Source organism: Rubrimonas sp., from assembly GCF_036788415.1.
Lineage (GTDB): Bacteria > Pseudomonadota > Alphaproteobacteria > Rhodobacterales > Rhodobacteraceae > Rubrimonas.
Genome location: NZ_DAIQNN010000008.1, coordinates 1 through 19,059, shown reverse-complemented (window position 1 = coordinate 19,059; position 19,059 = coordinate 1). Strand labels below are relative to the sequence as shown.

18 protein-coding genes and 2 pseudogenes are annotated in these 19,059 nt (G+C 69.9%); 11 read left to right on the top strand and 9 right to left on the bottom strand.

Going from position 1 to position 19,059, the window contains the following annotated elements; genetic code table 11:
- Positions 1-17: 17 nt before the first annotated feature.
- The 8 genes and pseudogenes from V7Q31_RS03750 to ccoS form a co-directional block, all read left to right on the top strand.
- A pseudogene (locus V7Q31_RS03750) lies at positions 18-923 on the top strand (MBOAT family O-acyltransferase); the annotation flags it as partial.
- 18 nt (positions 924-941) lie between these two features.
- Complete coding sequence (locus V7Q31_RS03745) at positions 942-1,088, top strand: hypothetical protein (RefSeq protein ID WP_333832336.1); 147 nt, start codon at positions 942-944, stop codon at positions 1,086-1,088.
- Between the two features lie 47 nt (positions 1,089-1,135).
- Positions 1,136-2,068 carry an alpha/beta hydrolase family protein gene (locus V7Q31_RS03740; protein WP_333832335.1) on the top strand — a complete coding sequence of 311 codons (933 nt, stop codon included), beginning with the start codon at positions 1,136-1,138 and terminating at the stop codon, positions 2,066-2,068.
- 78 nt (positions 2,069-2,146) lie between these two features.
- Positions 2,147-2,983, top strand: coding sequence for an SDR family NAD(P)-dependent oxidoreductase (locus V7Q31_RS03735; protein WP_333832334.1), 837 nt, complete (start codon positions 2,147-2,149; stop codon positions 2,981-2,983).
- Positions 2,984-3,153: 170 nt separating this feature from the next.
- Positions 3,154-4,644 carry a cytochrome c oxidase accessory protein CcoG gene (ccoG, locus tag V7Q31_RS03730; protein WP_333832333.1) on the top strand — a complete coding sequence of 497 codons (1,491 nt, stop codon included), beginning with the start codon at positions 3,154-3,156 and terminating at the stop codon, positions 4,642-4,644.
- A 17-nt stretch (positions 4,645-4,661) separates the two neighbouring features.
- Positions 4,662-5,168 carry a FixH family protein gene (locus tag V7Q31_RS03725; protein WP_333832332.1) on the top strand — a complete coding sequence of 169 codons (507 nt, stop codon included), beginning with the start codon at positions 4,662-4,664 and terminating at the stop codon, positions 5,166-5,168.
- Between the two features lies 1 nt (position 5,169).
- Positions 5,170-7,464: a heavy metal translocating P-type ATPase gene (locus tag V7Q31_RS03720; RefSeq protein WP_333832331.1), complete on the top strand. Its 2,295-nt coding sequence runs from the start codon at positions 5,170-5,172 to the stop codon at positions 7,462-7,464.
- Positions 7,461-7,619, top strand: a complete 159-nt coding sequence (ccoS, locus tag V7Q31_RS03715) for a cbb3-type cytochrome oxidase assembly protein CcoS (RefSeq protein WP_333832330.1) — start codon at positions 7,461-7,463, stop codon at positions 7,617-7,619. Before V7Q31_RS03720 ends, ccoS begins: the two co-directional genes overlap by 4 nt.
- Before the next feature lie 4 nt (positions 7,620-7,623).
- Here the strand turns inward: ccoS and V7Q31_RS03710 are convergent, their stop codons facing one another.
- A complete protein-coding gene (locus V7Q31_RS03710) occupies positions 7,624-8,445 on the bottom strand; it encodes a methyltransferase domain-containing protein (protein WP_333832329.1) in 822 nt (273 codons plus the stop codon).
- Positions 8,446-8,633: 188 nt separating this feature from the next.
- On the opposite strand from V7Q31_RS03710, the gene V7Q31_RS03705 reads away from it, so the two are divergent.
- Positions 8,634-9,029: a DUF3775 domain-containing protein gene (locus tag V7Q31_RS03705; RefSeq protein ID WP_333832328.1), complete on the top strand. Its 396-nt coding sequence runs from the start codon at positions 8,634-8,636 to the stop codon at positions 9,027-9,029.
- A 23-nt stretch (positions 9,030-9,052) separates the two neighbouring features.
- Here V7Q31_RS03705 and V7Q31_RS03700 read toward each other — a convergent pair whose 3' ends face one another.
- Positions 9,053-9,532: a hypothetical protein gene (locus V7Q31_RS03700; protein WP_333832327.1), complete on the bottom strand. Its 480-nt coding sequence runs from the start codon at positions 9,530-9,532 to the stop codon at positions 9,053-9,055.
- 258 nt (positions 9,533-9,790) lie between these two features.
- Between V7Q31_RS03700 and rplM the strand changes: the two genes are divergently transcribed.
- Together rplM and rpsI are read left to right on the top strand one after the other, a co-directional pair.
- A complete protein-coding gene (gene rplM / locus V7Q31_RS03695) occupies positions 9,791-10,255 on the top strand; it encodes a 50S ribosomal protein L13 (RefSeq protein ID WP_333832326.1) in 465 nt (154 codons plus the stop codon).
- 2 nt (positions 10,256-10,257) lie between these two features.
- A complete protein-coding gene (gene rpsI / locus V7Q31_RS03690) occupies positions 10,258-10,743 on the top strand; it encodes a 30S ribosomal protein S9 (protein ID WP_333832325.1) in 486 nt (161 codons plus the stop codon).
- Positions 10,744-11,102: 359 nt separating this feature from the next.
- On the opposite strand, the gene lpdA is transcribed toward rpsI, so the two are convergent.
- The 7 genes and pseudogenes from lpdA to sucC all read right to left on the bottom strand — a co-directional run.
- Complete coding sequence (gene lpdA / locus V7Q31_RS03685) at positions 11,103-12,500, bottom strand: dihydrolipoyl dehydrogenase (RefSeq protein ID WP_333832324.1); 1,398 nt, start codon at positions 12,498-12,500, stop codon at positions 11,103-11,105.
- 16 nt (positions 12,501-12,516) lie between these two features.
- A complete protein-coding gene (locus V7Q31_RS03680) occupies positions 12,517-12,906 on the bottom strand; it encodes an MAPEG family protein (RefSeq protein ID WP_333832323.1) in 390 nt (129 codons plus the stop codon).
- Positions 12,907-14,133, bottom strand: coding sequence for a 2-oxoglutarate dehydrogenase complex dihydrolipoyllysine-residue succinyltransferase (odhB, locus tag V7Q31_RS03675; RefSeq protein WP_333832322.1), 1,227 nt, complete (start codon positions 14,131-14,133; stop codon positions 12,907-12,909).
- A 24-nt stretch (positions 14,134-14,157) separates the two neighbouring features.
- Positions 14,158-17,106, bottom strand: coding sequence for a 2-oxoglutarate dehydrogenase E1 component (locus V7Q31_RS03670; protein ID WP_333832321.1), 2,949 nt, complete (start codon positions 17,104-17,106; stop codon positions 14,158-14,160).
- A gap of 151 nt (positions 17,107-17,257) precedes the next feature.
- Complete coding sequence (locus tag V7Q31_RS03665; RefSeq protein ID WP_333832320.1) at positions 17,258-17,734, bottom strand: DUF805 domain-containing protein; 477 nt, start codon at positions 17,732-17,734, stop codon at positions 17,258-17,260.
- 16 nt (positions 17,735-17,750) lie between these two features.
- Positions 17,751-18,635 carry a succinate--CoA ligase subunit alpha gene (gene sucD / locus V7Q31_RS03660; protein ID WP_333832319.1) on the bottom strand — a complete coding sequence of 295 codons (885 nt, stop codon included), beginning with the start codon at positions 18,633-18,635 and terminating at the stop codon, positions 17,751-17,753.
- A pseudogene (gene sucC, locus V7Q31_RS03655) lies at positions 18,635-19,059 on the bottom strand (succinate--CoA ligase subunit beta); the annotation flags it as partial. The pseudogene sucC and the gene sucD, both read right to left, overlap by 1 nt.

Here is a 19,059-nt window from a genome sequence, read left to right as displayed (position 1 = left end):
TGTGACCCCAGCTCGTCGCAGGCCCCATCGTGCGCGCCGCGGACCTGCTCCCGCAGGTCCGCGACCGCTGGACGCCGCCGCGAGGGCCGACGCGGATCGCCGCGGGTCTCGCCGTGGCGGTGATCCTGTCTGGACTTTTCAAGAAGCTCGTCCTCGCCAATTATCTCGCCGTCGATCTGGTCGACGAGGCGTTCTTCGACCCCGCCCTTTACGGCGCCGCCGATCTGACGCTCGCGGCCTACGCCTACAGCGTCCAGATCTACTGCGATTTCAGCGGCTATTCGGACATGGCTATCGGCTTCGCGGCGCTTCTGGGGTTCACGCTGCCGAAGAATTTCGACCAGCCGTTCCGCGCCGCGTCGATGCGCGAGTTCTGGCGGCGCTGGCACATCTCGCTGTCGACCTGGCTGCGCGACTATCTCTACGTTCCACTTTGGCGGCTGTTCACCATGCGCAATCTCCTCGTCACGATGGTGCTCGGCGGCCTGTGGCACGGCGCGGCGTGGACCTTCCTGATCTGGGGCGCGCTGCATGGCGCGCTTTTGGCGGCGGAGCGGGCGACCGACGCGCGCGCGGCGCCGAGGGGGTCGGCGCGGCGGGCGGTCGGCGTGGCGAGCACCCTGCATCTGGTCGTGCTGACATTCGTGATTTTCCGCAGCGAGTCGCTCCCGCTGCTCCGGGACTATCTCGCAGGCTTCGCGCGCTGGGATGAGCCGGCGGAGCTTGCGACGCCATTCGTCCTCGCGCTCGCCGCCTTCGGGCTGGCGATGCATTTCACGTCGCCGCAAGCAACCGAGCGCGCCGCCGCCGCGCTCGGGGCGCTGCCCTGGCCTGCGCTCGGCGCTGTGACCGGGGCGGGGATCGCGCTGATCGGCTATCTCGCGCCCGACGAACTCACGCCCTTCATCTACTTCCAGTTCTGAGAGCGCCGCGCCATCCCCATGGCCAAAACCCTCTCGCTGCGCCACACCGCTCTCGCGTTGGCGCTTTCGGCGATGGCGGCTTTGGCGCTCGACCCCGGCGCGGCGGGGCTGGATGCGCCGGGCCGTTGGGTCAGGGAGGCCGTCGCGCAGTTGCGCGAGGGCTGAGCCCTTGCGATGATCGGGCTGCGGCGACGCGATGCGGGAGGTCCGCCATGGTCAGCCTTCGCGATCTGGGCGCCGTGCTGATCGGCGCGGCGGCCAGCCTCCCCGCCGCGCCCGCGGCGGGCTTCGAAGGGCTCGACGCCTGTCCGCCGGCGCCGGTCGTCGGTGCGGCGGGCCCGGAGCGGGCAATCTTCATCCGCACGCCGCAGGGGCGGATCGCGGGCGCGCTGGCGGGTCCGCGCGACAGCCGGCCTGTGGCCGCGGTCCTGCTGCTTCACGGCTACACCGGCGCGCGCGACGAAATCCCCGTCGCGGGCGGAGAAGGCATGTTCGCACGCACGGCGCGGGCCTTCGCGGAACGCGGCGTCGCCACGCTGCGGATCGATTTCCTCGGCTCGGGCGAGAGCGACGGCGACTGGGCGGACACGACCTTCGAGGGTCAGGCGCGCGACGTCGGCCATGCGCTGGAGTCGCTGGCCGCGGAGTTCGGCCCTGCGGGCGCGCGGCTCGGCGCGCTGGGCTACAGCCAGGGCGGGCTTGTGGCGCTGAAGGCGGCTGCGGGCGGGGCGGCGTTCGACCGGATCGCGCTCTGGAACCCGGTGCTCGACCCCGCCGACACCTATGGCCGGATCCTCGGCGCGCCGACGCTGGCGGAGGGGGCCGCGCGCCATGCGGCCGGCGAGCGACGGATCGTGGGGGCGAGCGGGTTGCGCCCCGCCTTCTTCGCGGACGTCGCCGCCGCCGATCCGCGCGCCGACGCGGCGGCGACTACTGCGCCGATGCTGATCGTCGCCGGGCGGGACGACCTGCTGGCGCGCGACGGGCCGGCGCTGGCGACCCGGCTCGCCGCCGCGCGCGCCGGGCGGACCACGGTGATCGCGCCGGAGGCGGGCCACGACCTCGGCGCGGTCTCCGACCTCGCGCTGCTCGACGCCGTCGTCGCCTGCACGGCGGAATTCTTCGCGGATGCGCGCCGACCCTGAGGGCGGTCGGCGGCCCCACTTTCGCCGCCGCGCCGAATCCGACTAGGCTCGGCGCCGCGTCGACAGGGAGTGACCGGCATGGGCGGCGTGCTCGAGGGAAAAACCGCGATCGTCACCGGGGCCGCGGCGGGGGTTGGGCTCGCGGTCGCGCAGCGCTTCGTCGAAGCCGGCGCGCAGGTGATGATGGCCGACCGCGACGAGGAGGCTCTCGCGCATGAGGCCGAAGGGCTCGGCGGCCCGCAGGCCGGCGCGCACCGCTGGTGCTGCGACCCGATGGCGCGGCTCGGCGTGGCCAATCTGGTCGCCGCGGCGACCGACGCGCTCGGCCATGTCGACATCCTCGTCAACGCCCATCTCGCAGTGACGCGCGGCGGCGCGCTCGACGCGACCGAGGAGGCGCTCGAGATGGCGCTGTCGGCCAATCTGCGTTCCGTGATGCTGCTGAGCCAGGCGGTGGCCCGGCGGATGATCGCCCATCGCAAGGCGCATCAGGAGGAGGAGCAACGCCCGAGCCCCGGCGGGCCCGGTCTGCAGACCGGCGCCATCGTCAATCTGACCTCCATCGCCGCGCGGCGCACGGTGGCGGACCTGCTGCCGCTGTCGGTGTCCTGCGCGGCGCTCGACCAGCTGACGCGCTCGATGGCGGTGTCGCTCGCGGCGGAAGGCATCCGGGTCAACGGCGTCGCGCTCGGCGCGGTCACGACGCCGGCCCTGCGCGCGGCGATCCGCGACGACAAGGAATTGCGCGGCGCGATCACCGAGAGCACGCCGCTGCGGCGCATCGGCGAGGCGACGGAAGCCGCGGAGGCCGCGCTTTTCCTCGCCTCGCCCCGCGCCAGCTACGTCACCGGCCAGATCCTCGCCGTCGACGGCGGTCGGCTCGCCCTCGACCCGCTCGCCCGCCCCGAACCGTGACACGGCTGGTCCCGACCGGGCCTTAGGTCTCTCCCCGCGACCCTTCGACGCCGGGACATCGACCGGGCCGAACTCCACTGTATGTGCGTTGATCAGGATCAACGCGCGCGCGACCCTGCGCCCGCAAAAAACGCGCAATCACGAGTCGCATTTTCGCAGGAGCGCGCCGGATGAACGTGGAGACGCCGAAGGGCCTCGCGCCCGAGGTCGAGGTCGAGGAGCCGCGGCTCTACAAGGCGCGCGAGCCGATCTTTCCCAAGGAGAACCACGGGTTCTTCCGCACGCTGAAATGGCGCATCCTCGTCCTCGCCCTTGTCGTCTATTATGTCACGCCGTGGATCCGTTGGGATCGCGGCGCCGAGATGCCCGATCAGGCGGTGCTGATCGACCTTGCGAACCGGCGGTTCTTCTTCTTCTTCATCGAGATCTGGCCGCAGGAGTTCTACTATCTCGCGGGGCTCCTGATCATGGCGGGGATCGGGCTGTTCCTGCTGACCTCGTCGGTCGGGCGGGCCTGGTGCGGCTATGGCTGCCCGCAGACCATCTGGACCGATCTGTTCATGTGGGTCGAGCGGCGCATCGACGGCGACCGCAACGCCCAGATCAAGCTGCACAAGACGGGCCTGACGCAGGACAAGCTCGTCAAGCGGATCAAGAAGCACGCGATCTGGCTGCTGATCGCCGTGGCGACCGGCGGCGCCTGGGTGTTCTACTTCCAGGACGCGCCGACGCTGGCCGTGCAACTCGTCACCGGAGAGGCCGCGTCGGTCGCCTACATCACCATCGCCGTGCTCACCTTCACGACCTACTCGCTCGCAGGTCTGATGCGCGAGCAGGTCTGCATCTACATGTGCCCCTGGCCGCGCATCCAGGGCGCGATGCTCGACGAGAACTCGCTGACCGTCACCTACAACGACTGGCGCGGCGAGCCGCGGATGCACGGCACCAAGCGGCGCGACCGCGCCGTGGCGCTGGGCGAGCGCGTCGGAGATTGCGTGGACTGCAACGCCTGCGTCGCGGTCTGCCCGATGGGAATCGACATTCGCAACGGCCAGCAGCTCGAGTGCATCACCTGCGCCATGTGCATCGACGCCTGCGACGCGGTGATGGACAAGGTCGGGCTGCCGCGCGGCCTCGTCTCCTACAACACCTTCAAGGATTACGACCTCGCCGTCGCCGGGACGCCGCCGACCCGGCCCGCCTGGAAGCGCATCCTGCGCCCGCGCACGCTGATCTACATGGCGGTGTGGTTCACGGTGGGCTTCGCGATGCTCGCCTCGCTGACCACGCGCTCCCGGCTCGACCTCAACGTGCTGCACGACCGCAACCCGCTCTACACGCAGCTGTCGGACGGCGCGGTGCGCAACGGCTACGAAGTCAAGACGCTCAACATGATGGGCGAGCCGCGCAGTTTCCGCCTGCGCATCGAGGGGCTGGAGGGCGGGGTGATGGCCGTCGCGGGCTCCGACGCCGCCCCCGGCGACAGCGTAACCTACGAGGTCGCACCGGACGTGCTGCGCAGCCTCCGCGTCTATGTGACCGCCCCCGCCGGCCCAGAGCGGCGCGAATTCGACTTCCATGTCGAGGAACTGCGCGCCGACGGCGCCGCCGGCGAGAGCGACCGCGTGGGCGGCGTGTTCCACGGCCCGTCCCGACCCTGAGCCCTCGAGGAGACCCAATGGCCAAGCGCGACAGCTCCACCGACTACCGGCCCGGCGGCGCGCCCTTCACCGGGCGCAAGTTCCTGATGGTGATGCTGGGCTTCTTCGGCGTGATCATCGCGGTCAACGGGCTGATGGCCTATCTCGCGGTCAACAACTTCCGGGGCGTTGTGGTGAAGAGCAGCTTCGTCGCCAGCCAGGACTTCAACCGCGATCTGGCCCGCTTCGCCGAACAGGAGGCGCGCGGCTGGGCGGTGGAGGCGGAGCTCGAGGGCGCACGGCCCCGCATCCGCCTCGCCGATGCCGACGGCGCGCCGCTGACCGGCCTCGCGGTCACCGTGACGGCGATGCGCAACATCGACCAGCGCGAGGATCGCACCCTGTCGCTGCGCGAGACTGCGCCGGGGGTCTATGAGGCGGGGCAGGACCTCGCGCCCGGCCAGTGGACGCTTCAGCTGGTGATCGACGGCGCCGGACCGCGCTATGCGACGAGCCGGCCGATCTTCGTCAGTCGGGACGGCTGAGATGGGCTGCTGCCCCACCGAGGCCGCCTGCGACGCCGCCGGCGCGGGCGGCGCCGCCGACCGCCTGCGCGCGAGCGAATTGCGCCACGCCGTGCGGGAGGTCTCGCCCGGCGTCGGCTATCTCCAGCTGATCGCGCCCGGCATGCATTGCGGCGGCTGCGTCGCCACGCTCGAGCGCGGTCTGCGCAAGCTCGACGGCGTGCGCAGCGCGCGCGCCAACCTCACCGCCAAGCGGCTCGCCGTGGAGTTCGACCTCGACCGCGCGGACGCGGCGGCGATCGCGGCGGAGGCCGAGCGGCTGGGGTTCCAGACGCATCCGATGGAGGCCGCCGACGCCGCGCAGGCCGCCGAGAAGCGCGAGACGGCGGACCTGCTGACGCGTCTCGGGGTCGCCGCCTTCGCCTCGATGAACATCATGCTGCTCTCGGTGTCGGTCTGGGCGGGCGCCGAGGACGCGACGCGCGACCTCATGCACTGGATCTCGGCGGTGATCGCCGCGCCGGTGGTGATCTATTCCGGGCGGCCCTTCTACGTCTCGGCGCTGGCGGGGCTGCGGGCGAGGCGGCTCAACATGGACGCGCCGATCTCGATCGCGGTGATCGGGGCGCTGGCGATCTCGCTTTATGAAACCGCGCGGGGCGGGCCGGAGGCGTTCTTCGACGCGGCCGTCACGCTGCTCTTTCTGCTGCTGATCGGCCGCTACCTGGACCGGCTGATGCGGGCCAAGGCGCGCTCGGCGGCGGCCGATCTCGCGCGGCTGCAACCACGCGGGGCGATGGTGCTGGGGCCGGACGGCGCCGCGTGGCGGCCTCTGGAGGAAATCTCCCCCGGCGACCGGATCAGCGTCGCCGCCGGCGAGCGGATCGCTGTCGACGGCGTGGTGGAGGCCGGCGCCTCGGACGTCGACATGAGCCATGTCACCGGCGAGACCGCGCCCGAGGCGCTCGGCCCCGGCGGGCTCGCGCGGGCGGGCGCGCTGAACCTGTCGGGCGCGCTGACCTTGCGGGCGACCGCCGTGGGCGAAGCGTCCTCGCTCGGCGAAGTGCAGCGGCTGATGTCGGAGGCGGAATCGCGCAAGTCGCGCGTGGCGCGGCTGGCCGACGTCGCGGCCTCGGTCTATGCGCCGGTGATCCATCTGGTTGCGCTGGCGACGTTTCTCGGCTGGATATGGCTTGGCGCGGACTGGCGCGAGGCGGCCTTCATCGCCATCGCGCTTCTGATCATAACCTGCCCGTGCGCGCTCGGGCTGGCGGCGCCGATGGCGCAGGCGGTCGCGGCGGGAACGCTGTTCCGCCGCGGCGTGATGCTCAAGGACGGCGCGGCGCTGGAGCGACTGGCGCTGGTGGACCGGGTGGTGTTCGACAAGACCGGCACGCTGACCGACGGGCGCCCCGTCATGCGCCCCCCCGCCACCGATGCGCCGCGCGCATCGCTCGCCGCCGCCGCGGCGCTCGCCGGGGCGAGCCGGCATCCGCTCTCGGCGGCGCTGGCCGACTGGGCGCATGGGCGCGGCTTCGACGCCGCAGCGACGGATGTCGCGGAGCGACCCGGCTTCGGCGTCGAGGGGCTGGTGGATGGCGTTCCCGCGAAGCTCGGGCGGGCCGCCTTCGTCGGCGCGCGAGACGACGCCGAGGCGGGGGCGAGCGCCGTCTGGCTTAAGGTCGGCGACGCGGACCCGGTCGCCTTCCTGTTCGACGAGCGCCCCCGCCCAGGCGCGGCGGAGACGATCCGCGCTCTGGCCGAGGACGGCCTCGGCGTCGAAATCCTGTCGGGCGACCGGCCCGGCCCGGTCGCCGCGCTCGCGCGGAGGCTCGGCGTGGAGCGCTGGCGCGCCAGCGCCTCGCCGCAGGACAAGATCGCCCATGTCGCCGCCATCGCCGAGAGCGGCGGGCGCGCGCTGATGGTGGGCGACGGCGTCAACGACGCGCCTGCGCTGGCGGCGGCGTCGGTCTCGATGGCGCCGGCGAGCGCCGCCGACATCGGGCGGGCGGCGGCGGACATGGTGTTCTTCGGGGCCGATCTGCGCGCCGTGGCGGAGGCGCGACGCCTCGCCCGCCGGACCCGCGCGGTGATCCTGCAGAACTTCGCGATCGCCGCCTGCTACAACTGCGTCGCCATCCCCATCGCAGTGACGGGGCACGCCAGCCCGCTGGTCGCCGCCATCGCCATGTCGAGCAGCTCCATCGTCGTCGTGGCGAATGCGCTGCGCTTGCAGGCCGGCGCCTCGCCCGCCGCCCGCCGCGCCGCCGCGGAGGCGCGCCTCGCCGGCCAGACTGCGCCGGAGCAGCCCGCATGACCGGGCTGCTGTTCCTCATCCCCATCGCGCTGTTTCTGGGCGGGCTCGGGCTTGCGGCGTTCCTGTGGAGCCTGCGCAGCGGGCAGTACGAGGACCTCGACGGCGCCGCCGAACGCATCCTTCACGAAGACGACGCCGAGGATGAGCAGCGCTGAGCGCTCAGATGCGGTCGGCGAGCACCATCAGCCCGGGAACCGGCGCGCCTTGCTCATGTCGAACGACGATGGGGAGCATTTCAACCCCGCCGAAGCCCGCCGCTTCGAGCGCCGCCTGCAACGGCCCGGGCGCATGGGCGAAGCGCTGATGCGGGCCGACGACCCAGCCTCGATCCCCGAACGCCGCTTCGGGCGCGGATTCGGTCGAGAAGGCGAACAGCCCGCCGGGGTTGAGACGCCGCCCCGCCAGCGCGAAGAGCGGCGCGACCTCCCCGAGATAGGGCAGCACGTCGGTCGCCACGATCGCGTCCCAGCGCTCGCCCTCCGCGCCCTCCAGAAACCCCTCCGCGTCGCCGACATAGAGGTCGTGATAGACCTCCTTCTCATGCGCCACCGCTATCATGCCCTCGGAGAGATCGACCCCCGTGAGATGCTCGGCCATGTCTTCGAGCGACTCGCCGGCGAGCCCGGTGCCGCAGCCCAGATCGAGCAGCCGGCCGAGCCTGGTCCGCCCGCGCGCCTCCAGCATCTCGCGCAGCTGCAAGGGCGCGTGATAGCCGAGCCGCTCGACCAGCATCAGGTCGAACAGCTCGGCGTTCTGATCGAACAGCGTCGCGACATAGGCCGGCGGCGCGCGGTCGGGCGCGGGGCCGCAGCCGAGCGAGGCGAGCCGCACCGAGGCCCCGCCGCGATCCTCGGGGTCGAGACTCAACACCTCGCGGAACGCCGCGGCGGCGGTCTCGCGGTCGCCGGCGCGCTCGGCGGCGAGGCCGCGCTCATAGGCGGCTTCGAGGGCTGCGAGCGGCTCAAGGTCGGGCGTGGTCATGCGCCGCTGCTTACCGCGCGCGCGGGATCGGCGCCAGAGCGGCGAAATTGCGCGGGGTCAAGGCGGCTTGGGGTTCTCGCGCGCCAGCATGACCACAGCGGCGCCGCTACATCTTGCCGCCTGATGCGCGGCGGCGAATTGGCCGAACACAAGAGCGAGCCGGAAGGGCCGGGACAAGGAGGGAACAGATGCTCACCATACCGCTCGACACGGTCGGCTGGATCATCGTCAAGGCGCGCGAATTCGAAGTGAAGGAGGAGGACTCCGCCGACGGCGTCGGCGACGATTCAGATCCGATGGGCGTGTTGCAGGACCGCGACGACGACGCGACCGAGGACGAGCTGATCAGCTGGATCGAGGACCTGACGGACACCGAACAGGCCGAGCTGGTGGCGCTGTTCTGGCTGGGCCGCGGCGACGGCGACGCCTCGGATTTCGAGGAACTGGTGGCCCAGGCCCGCAGCGCGCGCGTCGGCAAGACGTCGAAATATCTGCTCGGCGAGCCGCTGCTGCCCGACTATCTCGAAGAGGCGCTCGAAGCGCTGGGGCACGACACGTCGGAAGTGCTGTCGGGCCTGCGCTGAGGCGCGCCCGACAGCGGCGGCGATCAGGCGCGGAACAGCCGCGCCCGCCCGCGCCCGTCGAGCTGGATGAAGACCGGCGTGCCGACTTCGACCGGGTTGTCCAGCCCCTGAACCACCGAATAAAGCTGCCCGTTGTTCAGCCGGACGACATATTCGATGGCGTTCTGGTTGCTGAGCTGCTGCTGGCCGAGCGCGCCAACGGCGGCGCCGGCGATGGCGCCCGCCCCGATGGCGATGGCGCGCCCCGTCCCGCCGCCTATAAGCGACCCTGCGGCGCCGCCCGCCAACGCGCCGATCAACCCGCCCGCTGTGTTGCCCTGCAGCGTGTCGTTTTCCTGAACCGTGACGTAACGCGCGCTCTCGACGACGCCCCGCTCCGTCCGCACGGCCGAGCCCATGGTGCGGCCCTGCACGACGTCGCCGCTGATCTGGCGCTGGCAGGCGGCGACGGACAGACCCATGCAGATGACGAGCAGGGCGCGGGCGGCGAGCGGACGGGGCATCGCGGAAACTCCAACGAGGAATGGGCCAACCTGATGCGACGGCTCCACGGCGAAATCAAGGCGCAAACGCACCGCGCCGATGGCGGAGAATTTGGGGTATTCCAGCACCTCTTTCGCAGGAGTCTGGCGCGACAGGGGTTTTTCGACCCTTCGCGCTCTTGACGCGCCCGCCCAGCCGTGTAGAAGCCGCGCGACCGGCGGTTTTCGGGCCGCCAGCGGGATGGATGGGCGCGCTTGTCGCGCAGGAATGGCGTGGTCATGAAAACCTTCAGCATCAAGGCCGGCGAGATCGAGAAGAAGTGGGTCGTCATCGACGCCGAGGGCGTCGTTCTCGGTCGGCTCGCCTCGATCATCGCCATGCGGCTTCGCGGCAAGCACAAGGCGACCTTCACGCCGCACATGGACATGGGCGACAACGTGATCGTCGTGAACGCCGAGAAGGTCCAGCTCACCGGCGCCAAGCGCGCGGACAAGATCTACTACCGCCATACCGGCTATCCGGGCGGCATCAAGTCGGTCACCGCGGGCAAGCTGCTCGAAGGCAAGTTCCCCGAGCGCGTTCTGATGAAGGCGGTGCAGCGGATGATGCCCGGCGGCCCCCTCACCCGCCAGCAGCTCACCCATCTGCGGATCTACGCCGGCGGCGCCCATCCGCACGAGGCGCAGCAGCCAGAGACCCTCGACGTGCGCGCCATGAACCCCAAGAACACCCGGAGCGCCTGAGCATGGCCGACCAGATCAAGACTCTCGACGACCTGAAGGACGCCGCCGGCCTGCCCGAGGCCGAAGCGGTCGCCGCTCCCCGGACCCCGGTGCGCGACGCGCTCAACCGCTCCTACGCCACCGGCAAGCGCAAGGACGCGGTCGCCCGCGTCTGGGTGAAGCCCGGCAAGGGCGCCGTGACGGTCAACGGCAAGCCGATGAGCGCCTATTTCGCGCGTCCCGTTTTGCAGATGGTGATCGGCCAGGCCTTCAAGGTGGCCAATGTCGACGGCCAGTTCGACGTGATGTGCACGGTGAAGGGCGGCGGGCTCTCGGGCCAGGCCGGCGCGGTCAAGCACGGCATCTCCAAGGCGCTGACGCTTTGGGACCCCGAGCTGCGCCCCGCGCTCAAGGCCGCGGGCTTCCTCACGCGCGACCCCCGCGTCGTCGAGCGCAAGAAGTACGGCAAGCGCAAGGCGCGGCGGAGCTTCCAGTTCTCCAAGCGCTGACCGTCACATTCTTCGCGACGAGACGTCGCGAGGCTGGCCGTGTTTCCTACGGGCGCCCGGAATGCCGGGCGCCCGTTTTGCGTTGCGAGTACGGTGTGCAGCCCGCGCGCGGAGGCGAGGCCACGGCGATTTCGAGAATCGGCGCAGCTTCGGCCTCGGACGCGGCGGCGAAGGGCGCGCGCAGCGCCATTGGCGAGCCAACCGAGACGGATCTCGGGACCGCCACGGGGACGCTGGCGCCGGCAGGATCGCAATGGCGACCCCGAAGCTGCGGAGGCGACCCTTCCCCCGCGAGCCAATCGGAAACTCAATTGAGGTCCGTGCTCGCGAGGTCCGGCTCGCGCATCAAGTTTCGCGGGTCACGCGTGGATCGCCCCGTCGCCGCAGGCTAGCGCCGCCTCGCGCATCGCCTCCGAGAAGGTCGGGTGCGCGTGGCAAGTGCGGGCCACGTCCTCGGCCGAGGCGCCGAACTCCATCGCGACGCAGTATTCGTGGATCAGGTCGCCCGCCATCGGGCCGATGACATGCACGCCGAGCACCCGGTCGGTCTCCGCATCCGCGAGCACTTTCGCAAAGCCTTCAGTCGCGAAATGCGCCTTGGCGCGACCGTTCGCCATGAAGGGGAACTTGCCGACCTTGTATTTGCGCCCCTGCTCCTTGAGCTGTTCTTCGGTCAACCCGACCGTGGCGACTTCCGGGCTCGTGTAGATCACGCCCGGGATCACCCCATAATTCACATGGCCGTGCTTGCCCGCGATCACTTCGGCGACGGCGTAACCCTCGTCCTCGGCCTTGTGGGCGAGCATCGGCCCCGCGATCACGTCGCCAATGGCGTAGACGCCGTCCATATTGGTCCGCCAGTGCGCGTCGGTCTTGACCCGCCCCTTCTCGTCGAGCGCGACGCCCGCCCCCTCGAGCCCCAGCCCCGCCGTGAAGGGCCGCCGCCCCGTCGCCACCAGCACCACGTCGGCGTCGATCTCATGCGCGCTGTCGTCCTTGCGCAGCTTGTAATGCACCTTGAGCTTGGTCTTGAGCTTCTCCACCGACTGGACGGCGGCGCCCATCACGAAGTCGAGACCCTGCTTCTTCAGGATCTGCTGGAACTTCTTGCAGATCTCGAGGTCCATTCCCGGCGTGATCTGGTCGAGATACTCGACCACGGTCACCTCGGCGCCGAGCCGCTTCCACACCGAGCCGAGCTCCAGCCCGATCACGCCGGCGCCGATCACGACCAGCTTCTTCGGGACTTTCGCGAGGTCGAGCGCACCGGTGGAGGTGACGACGCGTTCCTCGTCCACTTCGACGCCGGGCAGGCTGGCCGGCTCCGAGCCCGTCGCGATCACGATTGCCTTCGCCTTGTGCGCGCCCTCGGTCTCGCCCTGCACGACCACCTCGCCAGGCCCGGCGATCCGGCCCCAGCCTTTGAGCCAGTCCACCTTGTTCTTCTTGAAGAGAAACTCGATGCCCGTGACGTTCGAATTGATCACCCCGCCCTTGTAGGCGTGCATCTTCGCCAGATCGACCGAGACCGACTTCGCCACGATCCCCATCTCGGCGAAATTGCCCTCCGCCTCATGCACCAGTTCCGACGCGTGCAGCAGCGCCTTGGACGGGATGCAGCCGACATTCAGGCAGGTGCCCCCGAGCGCGCCGCGCCCTTCGACGCAGGCGGTCTTGAGGCCCAGCTGCGCCGCCCGGATCGCGCCGACATAGCCGCCGGGGCCGCCGCCGATGAAGATCACGTCGTATTCGGCCATCTCGGTCTCCGTTTGGTCAGATCAGCGCGGCGACCAGCATCGCCACAGTCGCCAGAAAGCCCACGCCCCAGATCAGCGAGCGGCCGGGGTTCCAGCCATAAGCGTAGGCGGGCACGTAGAGGATGCGCGCGCCCAGATAAGCGGCGGCGCAGATATGGGTGAAGCCCGAGACGGACCCGCTCTCCACCACGAGCAGCGCCGCAACTCCATAGAGGACGAGCCCCTCCATCTGGTTGTTGAAGGCCCGCCGCAGCCGCCCGGCGACGCCCGCGATTGGCCGCTCCTCGTCGCGCGGCCCCGCCAGATAGTCGGAGCCGAGCTGGAGGTTGGCGGCGACGGCGAGCGCGATCAGCTGCGCGACGCTGAGCAGCGCCGAGAGGCCGAGAACGGTGAGTTCAAAGCCCATTCAGAGGTCCATCAGCAGCCGGCGCGGGTCTTCGAGGCTCTCCTTCACGCGCACGAGGAAAGTCACCGCCTCCTTGCCGTCCACGATGCGGTGGTCGTAGCTCAGCGCCAGATACATCATCGGGCGCGCCACGATCTGGCCGCCGACGACCATCGGCCGGTCCTGGATCTTGTGCATCCCCAGAATGCCGGACTGCGGGGGGTTCAGGATCGGCGAGGACATCAGCGAGCCGTAGACGCCGCCATTCGAGATGGTGAAGGTGCCGCCCTGCATCTCGTCCATGGTCAGCTTGCCGTCGCGGGCGCGCAGGCCGAAGTCGGCGATGGTCTTCTCGATCGCGGCGAAGCCCATGGCGTCGGCGTCGCGGATCACCGGCACCACCAGCCCGTTCGGCGTGCCGACCGCGACGCCCACATGGCAGTAGTGCTTGTAGACGATGTCGGTCCCGTCGATCTCGGCGTTCACCGCCGGGATCTCCTTCAGCGCATGGGTGCAGGCCTTCACGAAGAAGCCCATGAAGCCGAGCTTCACCTTGTGCTTCTTCTCGAACAGGTCCTTGTATTCGTTGCGCAGGCCCATCACGCCGGTCATGTCCACCTCGTTATAGGTGGTCAGCATGGCGGCGGTGTTCTGCGCGTCCTTCAGACGGCGCGCGATGGTCTGGCGCAGGCGGGTCATGCGCACGCGCTTCTCGCGCGCCGCGTCCTCGACCGCGACCGGCGCGCGGGCGACCGGGGCTGCGGGGGCCTCGGCGGGGGTCCCGATTTCGGAAACGGCCTTCAGCACGTCCTCCTTCATCACCCGCCCGTCTCGGCCCGTGCCCGAGACCTGCTCGCGCGCAAGCCCCGCCTCGGCCATCGCCTTCTTGGCCGACGGCGCGTCCTCGACATCGGCGCGGGCGGGCTTTTCCGGCGCAGGCGCGGGTTTGGGCGCTTCGGCCTTCGCGGCTTCGGGCTTCGCCTCGGCTTTCGGCGCAGGCGCGGCGCCCTCGCCGGCCTCGATCGTGGCGAGCAGCGCGTTCACCCCCACCGTGTCGCCTTCCCCGGCGACCAGCGCGCCGAGCGTGCCGGCGGCGGGCGCCGGCACTTCCACCGTCACCTTGTCGGTTTCGAGCTCGCACAGCATCTCGTCGGCGGCGACCGACTCGCCGGGCTTCTTGAACCAGGTCGCAACCGTGGCCTCGGTGACCGACTCGCCCAGCGTCGGGACCCGCACTTCAATCGACATCTTCCTGCTCCCCTGCGCGTCGCGTCAGCCGGCCAGCGCCTGCGCGACGAGATCGTTCTGTTCCTGCCTGTGTTTCGCCGCAAGCCCCGTCGCCGGCGAGGCCGAGGCCGGGCGGCCCGCATAGCGCGGACGTCCATGCTCCGCCCCGATCCGACCGAGCACCCATTCCAGATTGGGCTCGACGAAAGTCCAGCCGCCCTGGTTCTTGGGCTCCTCCTGGCACCAGACGATCTCGGCCTGCTTGAAGCGGCTGAGCTCCTTGGTCAGCGCCATCGCCGGGAACGGGTAGAACTGTTCGAGCCGCAGCAGATAGACGTCGTCGATCCCCTGCGCCTCGCGCGCGTCCAGCAGGTCGAAATACACCTTGCCCGAGCAGATCACGACCCGCTTGATCTCGGCGTCGGGCTTCAGGACGGTGCTCGACGTCCCCGTCTCCGCGTCGTCCCAGAGCACGCGGTGGAACATCGTGCCTTCCGCCAGTTCCGACAGCTTGCTGACGCAGCGCTTGTGGCGCAGCAGCGATTTCGGCGTCATCAGGATCAGCGGCTTGCGGAAGCTGCGGTGCAGCTGGCGGCGCAGGATGTGGAAGTAGTTGGCCGGCGTGGTGCAGTTGGCGACGATCCAGTTGTCCTCCGCGGACAGCTGGAGGAATCGCTCAAGCCGGGCCGAGCTGTGCTCCGGCCCCTGCCCTTCGAAGCCGTGCGGCAGCAACAGCACGAGCCCCGACATTCGCAGCCACTTCCGCTCGCCCGAGCAGATGAACTGGTCGATCATGATCTGCGCGCCGTTGGCGAAGTCGCCGAACTGCGCCTCCCACATGGTCAGCGCGTTCGGTTCCGACAGCGAATAGCCGTATTCGTATCCGAGCACGGCGTATTCGGAGAGCATCGAGTCGATGACCTCGAAATGCGCCTGCCCGTCGCGGATGTGGTTGAGCGGATAGAGCCGCTCCTCGGTCTCCTGATCGACGATGCCGGAATGGCGCTGGCTGAACGTGCCGCGCGTGCAGTCCTGCCCCGACAGCCGCACCGGATAGCCCTCGACCAGCAGCGTCCCGAAGGCGAGCGCCTCCGCCGTCGCCCAGTCGAGCCCTTCGCCGCTGTCGATCATCTCGCGCTTGGTCTGCATCAGGCGCTCGATGGTCTTGTGCGCCGTGAACCCCTCGGGAACCGTCGAGATCGCGCGCCCGACCTCCTTCAGCGTCTCCAGCGGCGCGCCTGTCTGGCCGGGCTGATAATCGCCCTCGGCGGTCGCGAGATGCGACCAGCGCCCGTCGAGCCAGTCGGCCTTGTTCGGACGATACTCCTTGCCCGCCTCGAACTCGGCGTTCATCAACTCCTGAAAGCGCGTGCGCTCCTCGGCGACCTCCGCCATCGACAGCAGCCCGTCCTCGACCAGCCGCTCCGCATAGAGTTGCAGCGTCGTCTTCTGCTTCTTGATCGCCTTATACATCAGCGGCTGCGTGAACATCGGCTCGTCGCCTTCGTTGTGACCGAAGCGGCGATAGCAGAAGATGTCGATGACCACGTCGCGCTGGAACTTCTGGCGGAACTCGGTGGCGACCTTGGCGGCGTGCACCACCGCCTCGGGGTCGTCGCCGTTCACATGGAAGATCGGCGCGTCCACGATCTTGGAGATGTCGGTCGGATAGGGCGAAGAGCGCGAGAAATGCGGCGCGGTGGTGAAGCCGATCTGGTTGTTCACCACGACATGGATCGTGCCGCCCGTCTTGTGGCCGCGCAGCCCCGACAGGCCGAAGCACTCGGCCACCACGCCCTGGCCTGCGAAGGCCGCGTCGCCGTGCAGCAGCACGGGGATCACCGCAGCGCGGTCGCGCCCCGCCTGCTCCTGCTTGGCGCGCACCTTGCCCAGCACCACGGGGTTCACCGCTTCCAGATGCGAGGGGTTGGCGGTCAGCGAGATGTGCACCTTGTTGCCGTCGAACTCGCGGTCCGACGACGCGCCGAGGTGGTATTTCACGTCGCCCGAGCCGTCCACATGCTCCGGCTTGAAGCTGCCGCCCTGGAACTCGTTGAAGATCGCGCGATAGGGCTTCTGCATCACCGTGGCGAGCACCGAGAGTCGCCCGCGATGCGGCATTCCGAAGACGATCTCATGCGCCCCGAGCGCGCCGCCGCGCTTGATGATCTGCTCGAGCGCGGGGATCAGCGCCTCGCCGCCGTCGAGCCCGAAGCGCTTGGTGCCGCTGTATTTCACATGCAGGAACTTCTCGAAGCCCTCGGCCTCGATCAGCTTGTTGAGGATCGCGCGGCGGCCAATCTGGGTGAAGCTGATCTCCTTGCCGTAGCCCTCGATGCGGCTCTGCAGCCAGGATTTCGGCTCGGGGTCCTGCAGATGCATGAACTGCAGCGCGAATGTGCCCTGATAGGTCCGCTTCAGCAGCGCGTGAATCTCGCGCATCGTGGCGGTCTCGAGGCCCAGCACGTTGTCGATGTAGATCGGCCGGTCGAGATCGGCCTCGGAGAAGCCGAAGAAGCGCGGGTCGAATTCGGGGTGCGGCTCGGGCGGGGTCAGCTTCAGCGGGTCGAGATCGGCGCCGAGATGCCCGCGCGAGCGGAAGCTGCGGATGAACATGATCGCGCGGATCGAGTCGATCGCCGCGGCGCGAACCTGCGCCTCGGTGATCTGCACGCCGCCCTCGGCGGCCTTCGCCCGGATCGCCTCGGCGGCCTTCTGCGCGACCGGCGCTTCGGGCCACTGCCCGTCGAGCGCCGCCAGCAAGTCGCCCGTCTGCTGCGGCGGCCAGTCGGCGCGCGCCCAGGGCGCGCCCTGCGCCTCCTCGCGGATCGCGGCGTTCTCGTCGCCGAGAGCGTCGAAAAAGGCCCGCCAGCTCGCATCCACCGAATTGGGGTTGGCGGCGTAGCGGGCCTGCATGCGCTCGACATAGAGCGCGTTGCCGCCCTGCAGGAACGAGGTGTCGTGGAAGGCCTTGTTGCGGCTCTGATCGGTCATCGTCGCCCCGGGGCGGTTATCGCCGCCCGCGCTCCCTGTGCTGCTGATCCGCGCGCGGCCCGCGCGGTGTGAAATCTTCGCTGGACTTCCGGTTATCGCTTCGCGGCGTCGGCGGAAAATGTCGAGGCGTGAAATCGCCGCTGCCGCGCGGTCACGCCGCAGGCTCCGGGCCGAACCTGTTCTCGCCGGGCTGCGACTTCGAGGCCAGCCAGACGACGAGCAGGACGAACAACCCCAGCGTCGCAAGCCCCCCCAGCGCGGCTAGCGTCTGGAAGACGAGCGGCGGCGCCCCCGTCTGCGGGTCGATCGAGGCCGCCATCGCGAACACGAGGACCCCCGTCGCCGCGCCCGCCACGTTCGGCGCGAGCGCGAACCACCCCGGGCGCCCGACATCGTGCAGCCGCCGCCAGGCGGCCGCGATCCCCGGCAAGGTCAGCGCGAGCGAGACGATCAGACTGACCGGACCGCTGTCGCCGGCGCCGAATCCGAGCGCCATGTCGAGCAGCGCCGCCACGACCGCGGCGAGAACTGTGAACAGGACGAACCACCAGAATTCGGGCCGCCGTGCGCGGCCCGAAAAGGTGACATACTTGGCGAAGCAGGTGCGGACGGCGTCGACGAAGCCCATTCCCCGCCCCCGCCGCTCAGCCCGCCATCGCCTTCAGCAACGCCTCGCCGAGCCCCGCCGGGCTTTCCGCGACGACGATCCCCGCCGAGCGCATCGCCTCGATCTTGTCCTCGGCGCCGCCCTTGCCGCCGGAGATGATCGCGCCCGCATGGCCCATGCGCCGGCCCGGAGGGGCCGTGCGGCCGGCGATGAAGCCGGCCACCGGCTTGCCGCGGCCCGCCTTGCGCTCCGAGGCGATGAACTCCGCCGCCTGCTCCTCAGCGTCGCCGCCGATCTCGCCGATCATGATGATCGACTCGGTCTCCGGATCGGCCAGCAGCCAGCCCAGCGCGTCGATGTGCTCGGTCCCCTTGATCGGGTCGCCGCCGATGCCGATGCAGGTCGACTGGCCGAGCCCCGCATCGGTCGTCTGCTTCACCGCCTCATAGGTCAGCGTGCCCGAGCGCGAGATCACCCCCACCTTGCCGCGCCGGTGGATGTGGCCCGGCATGATGCCGATCTTGCACGCGTCGGGCGTGATCACGCCGGGGCAGTTCGGCCCGATCAGGATCGAGCTCGATCCGCTCAGCGCGCGCTTCACCTTCATCATGTCAAGCACCGGGATGCCCTCGGTGATGCACACGATCAGGTCGAGCTCGGCGTCGATCGCCTCGAGAATCGCGTCGGCGGCGAAGGGGGGCGGGACGTAGATCGCCGTGGCGTGACAGCCGGTGGCCTTCTTCGCGTCAGCGACCGTATCGAAGACCGGCAGGCCGATATGGGTCGAGCCGCCCTTTCCAGGGGTCACGCCGCCGACCATCTTCGTGCCATAGGCGATCGCCTGCTCGGTGTGGAAAGTGCCCTGCGCCCCGGTCAGGCCCTGGCAGATCACCTTGGTGTTTTCGTTGACGAGAACGGCCATCACACGGCTTCCTTCACGGCTTTGACGATTTTCTCGGCCGCATCGGCCAGATTGTCGGCCGCCAGCACGGCCAGCCCGCTCTCGTTGAGGATCTTCTTGCCGAGTTCGACATTCGTGCCTTCGAGGCGCACGACCAGCGGCACCTGCAGACCGACTTCCTTCACCGCGGCGTTCACGCCCTCGGCGATCACGTCGCAGCGCATGATGCCGCCGAAGATGTTGACGAGGATGCCCTTCACCTTCGGATCGGCGGTGATGATCTTGAAGGCCTCCGTCACCTTCTCCTTGGTCGCGCCGCCGCCCACGTCGAGGAAATTGGCCGGGCTCGACCCGTAGAGCTTGATGATGTCCATCGTCGCCATGGCCAGCCCCGCACCGTTGACCATGCAGCCGATCTCGCCGTCGAGCGCGATGTAGTTCAGGT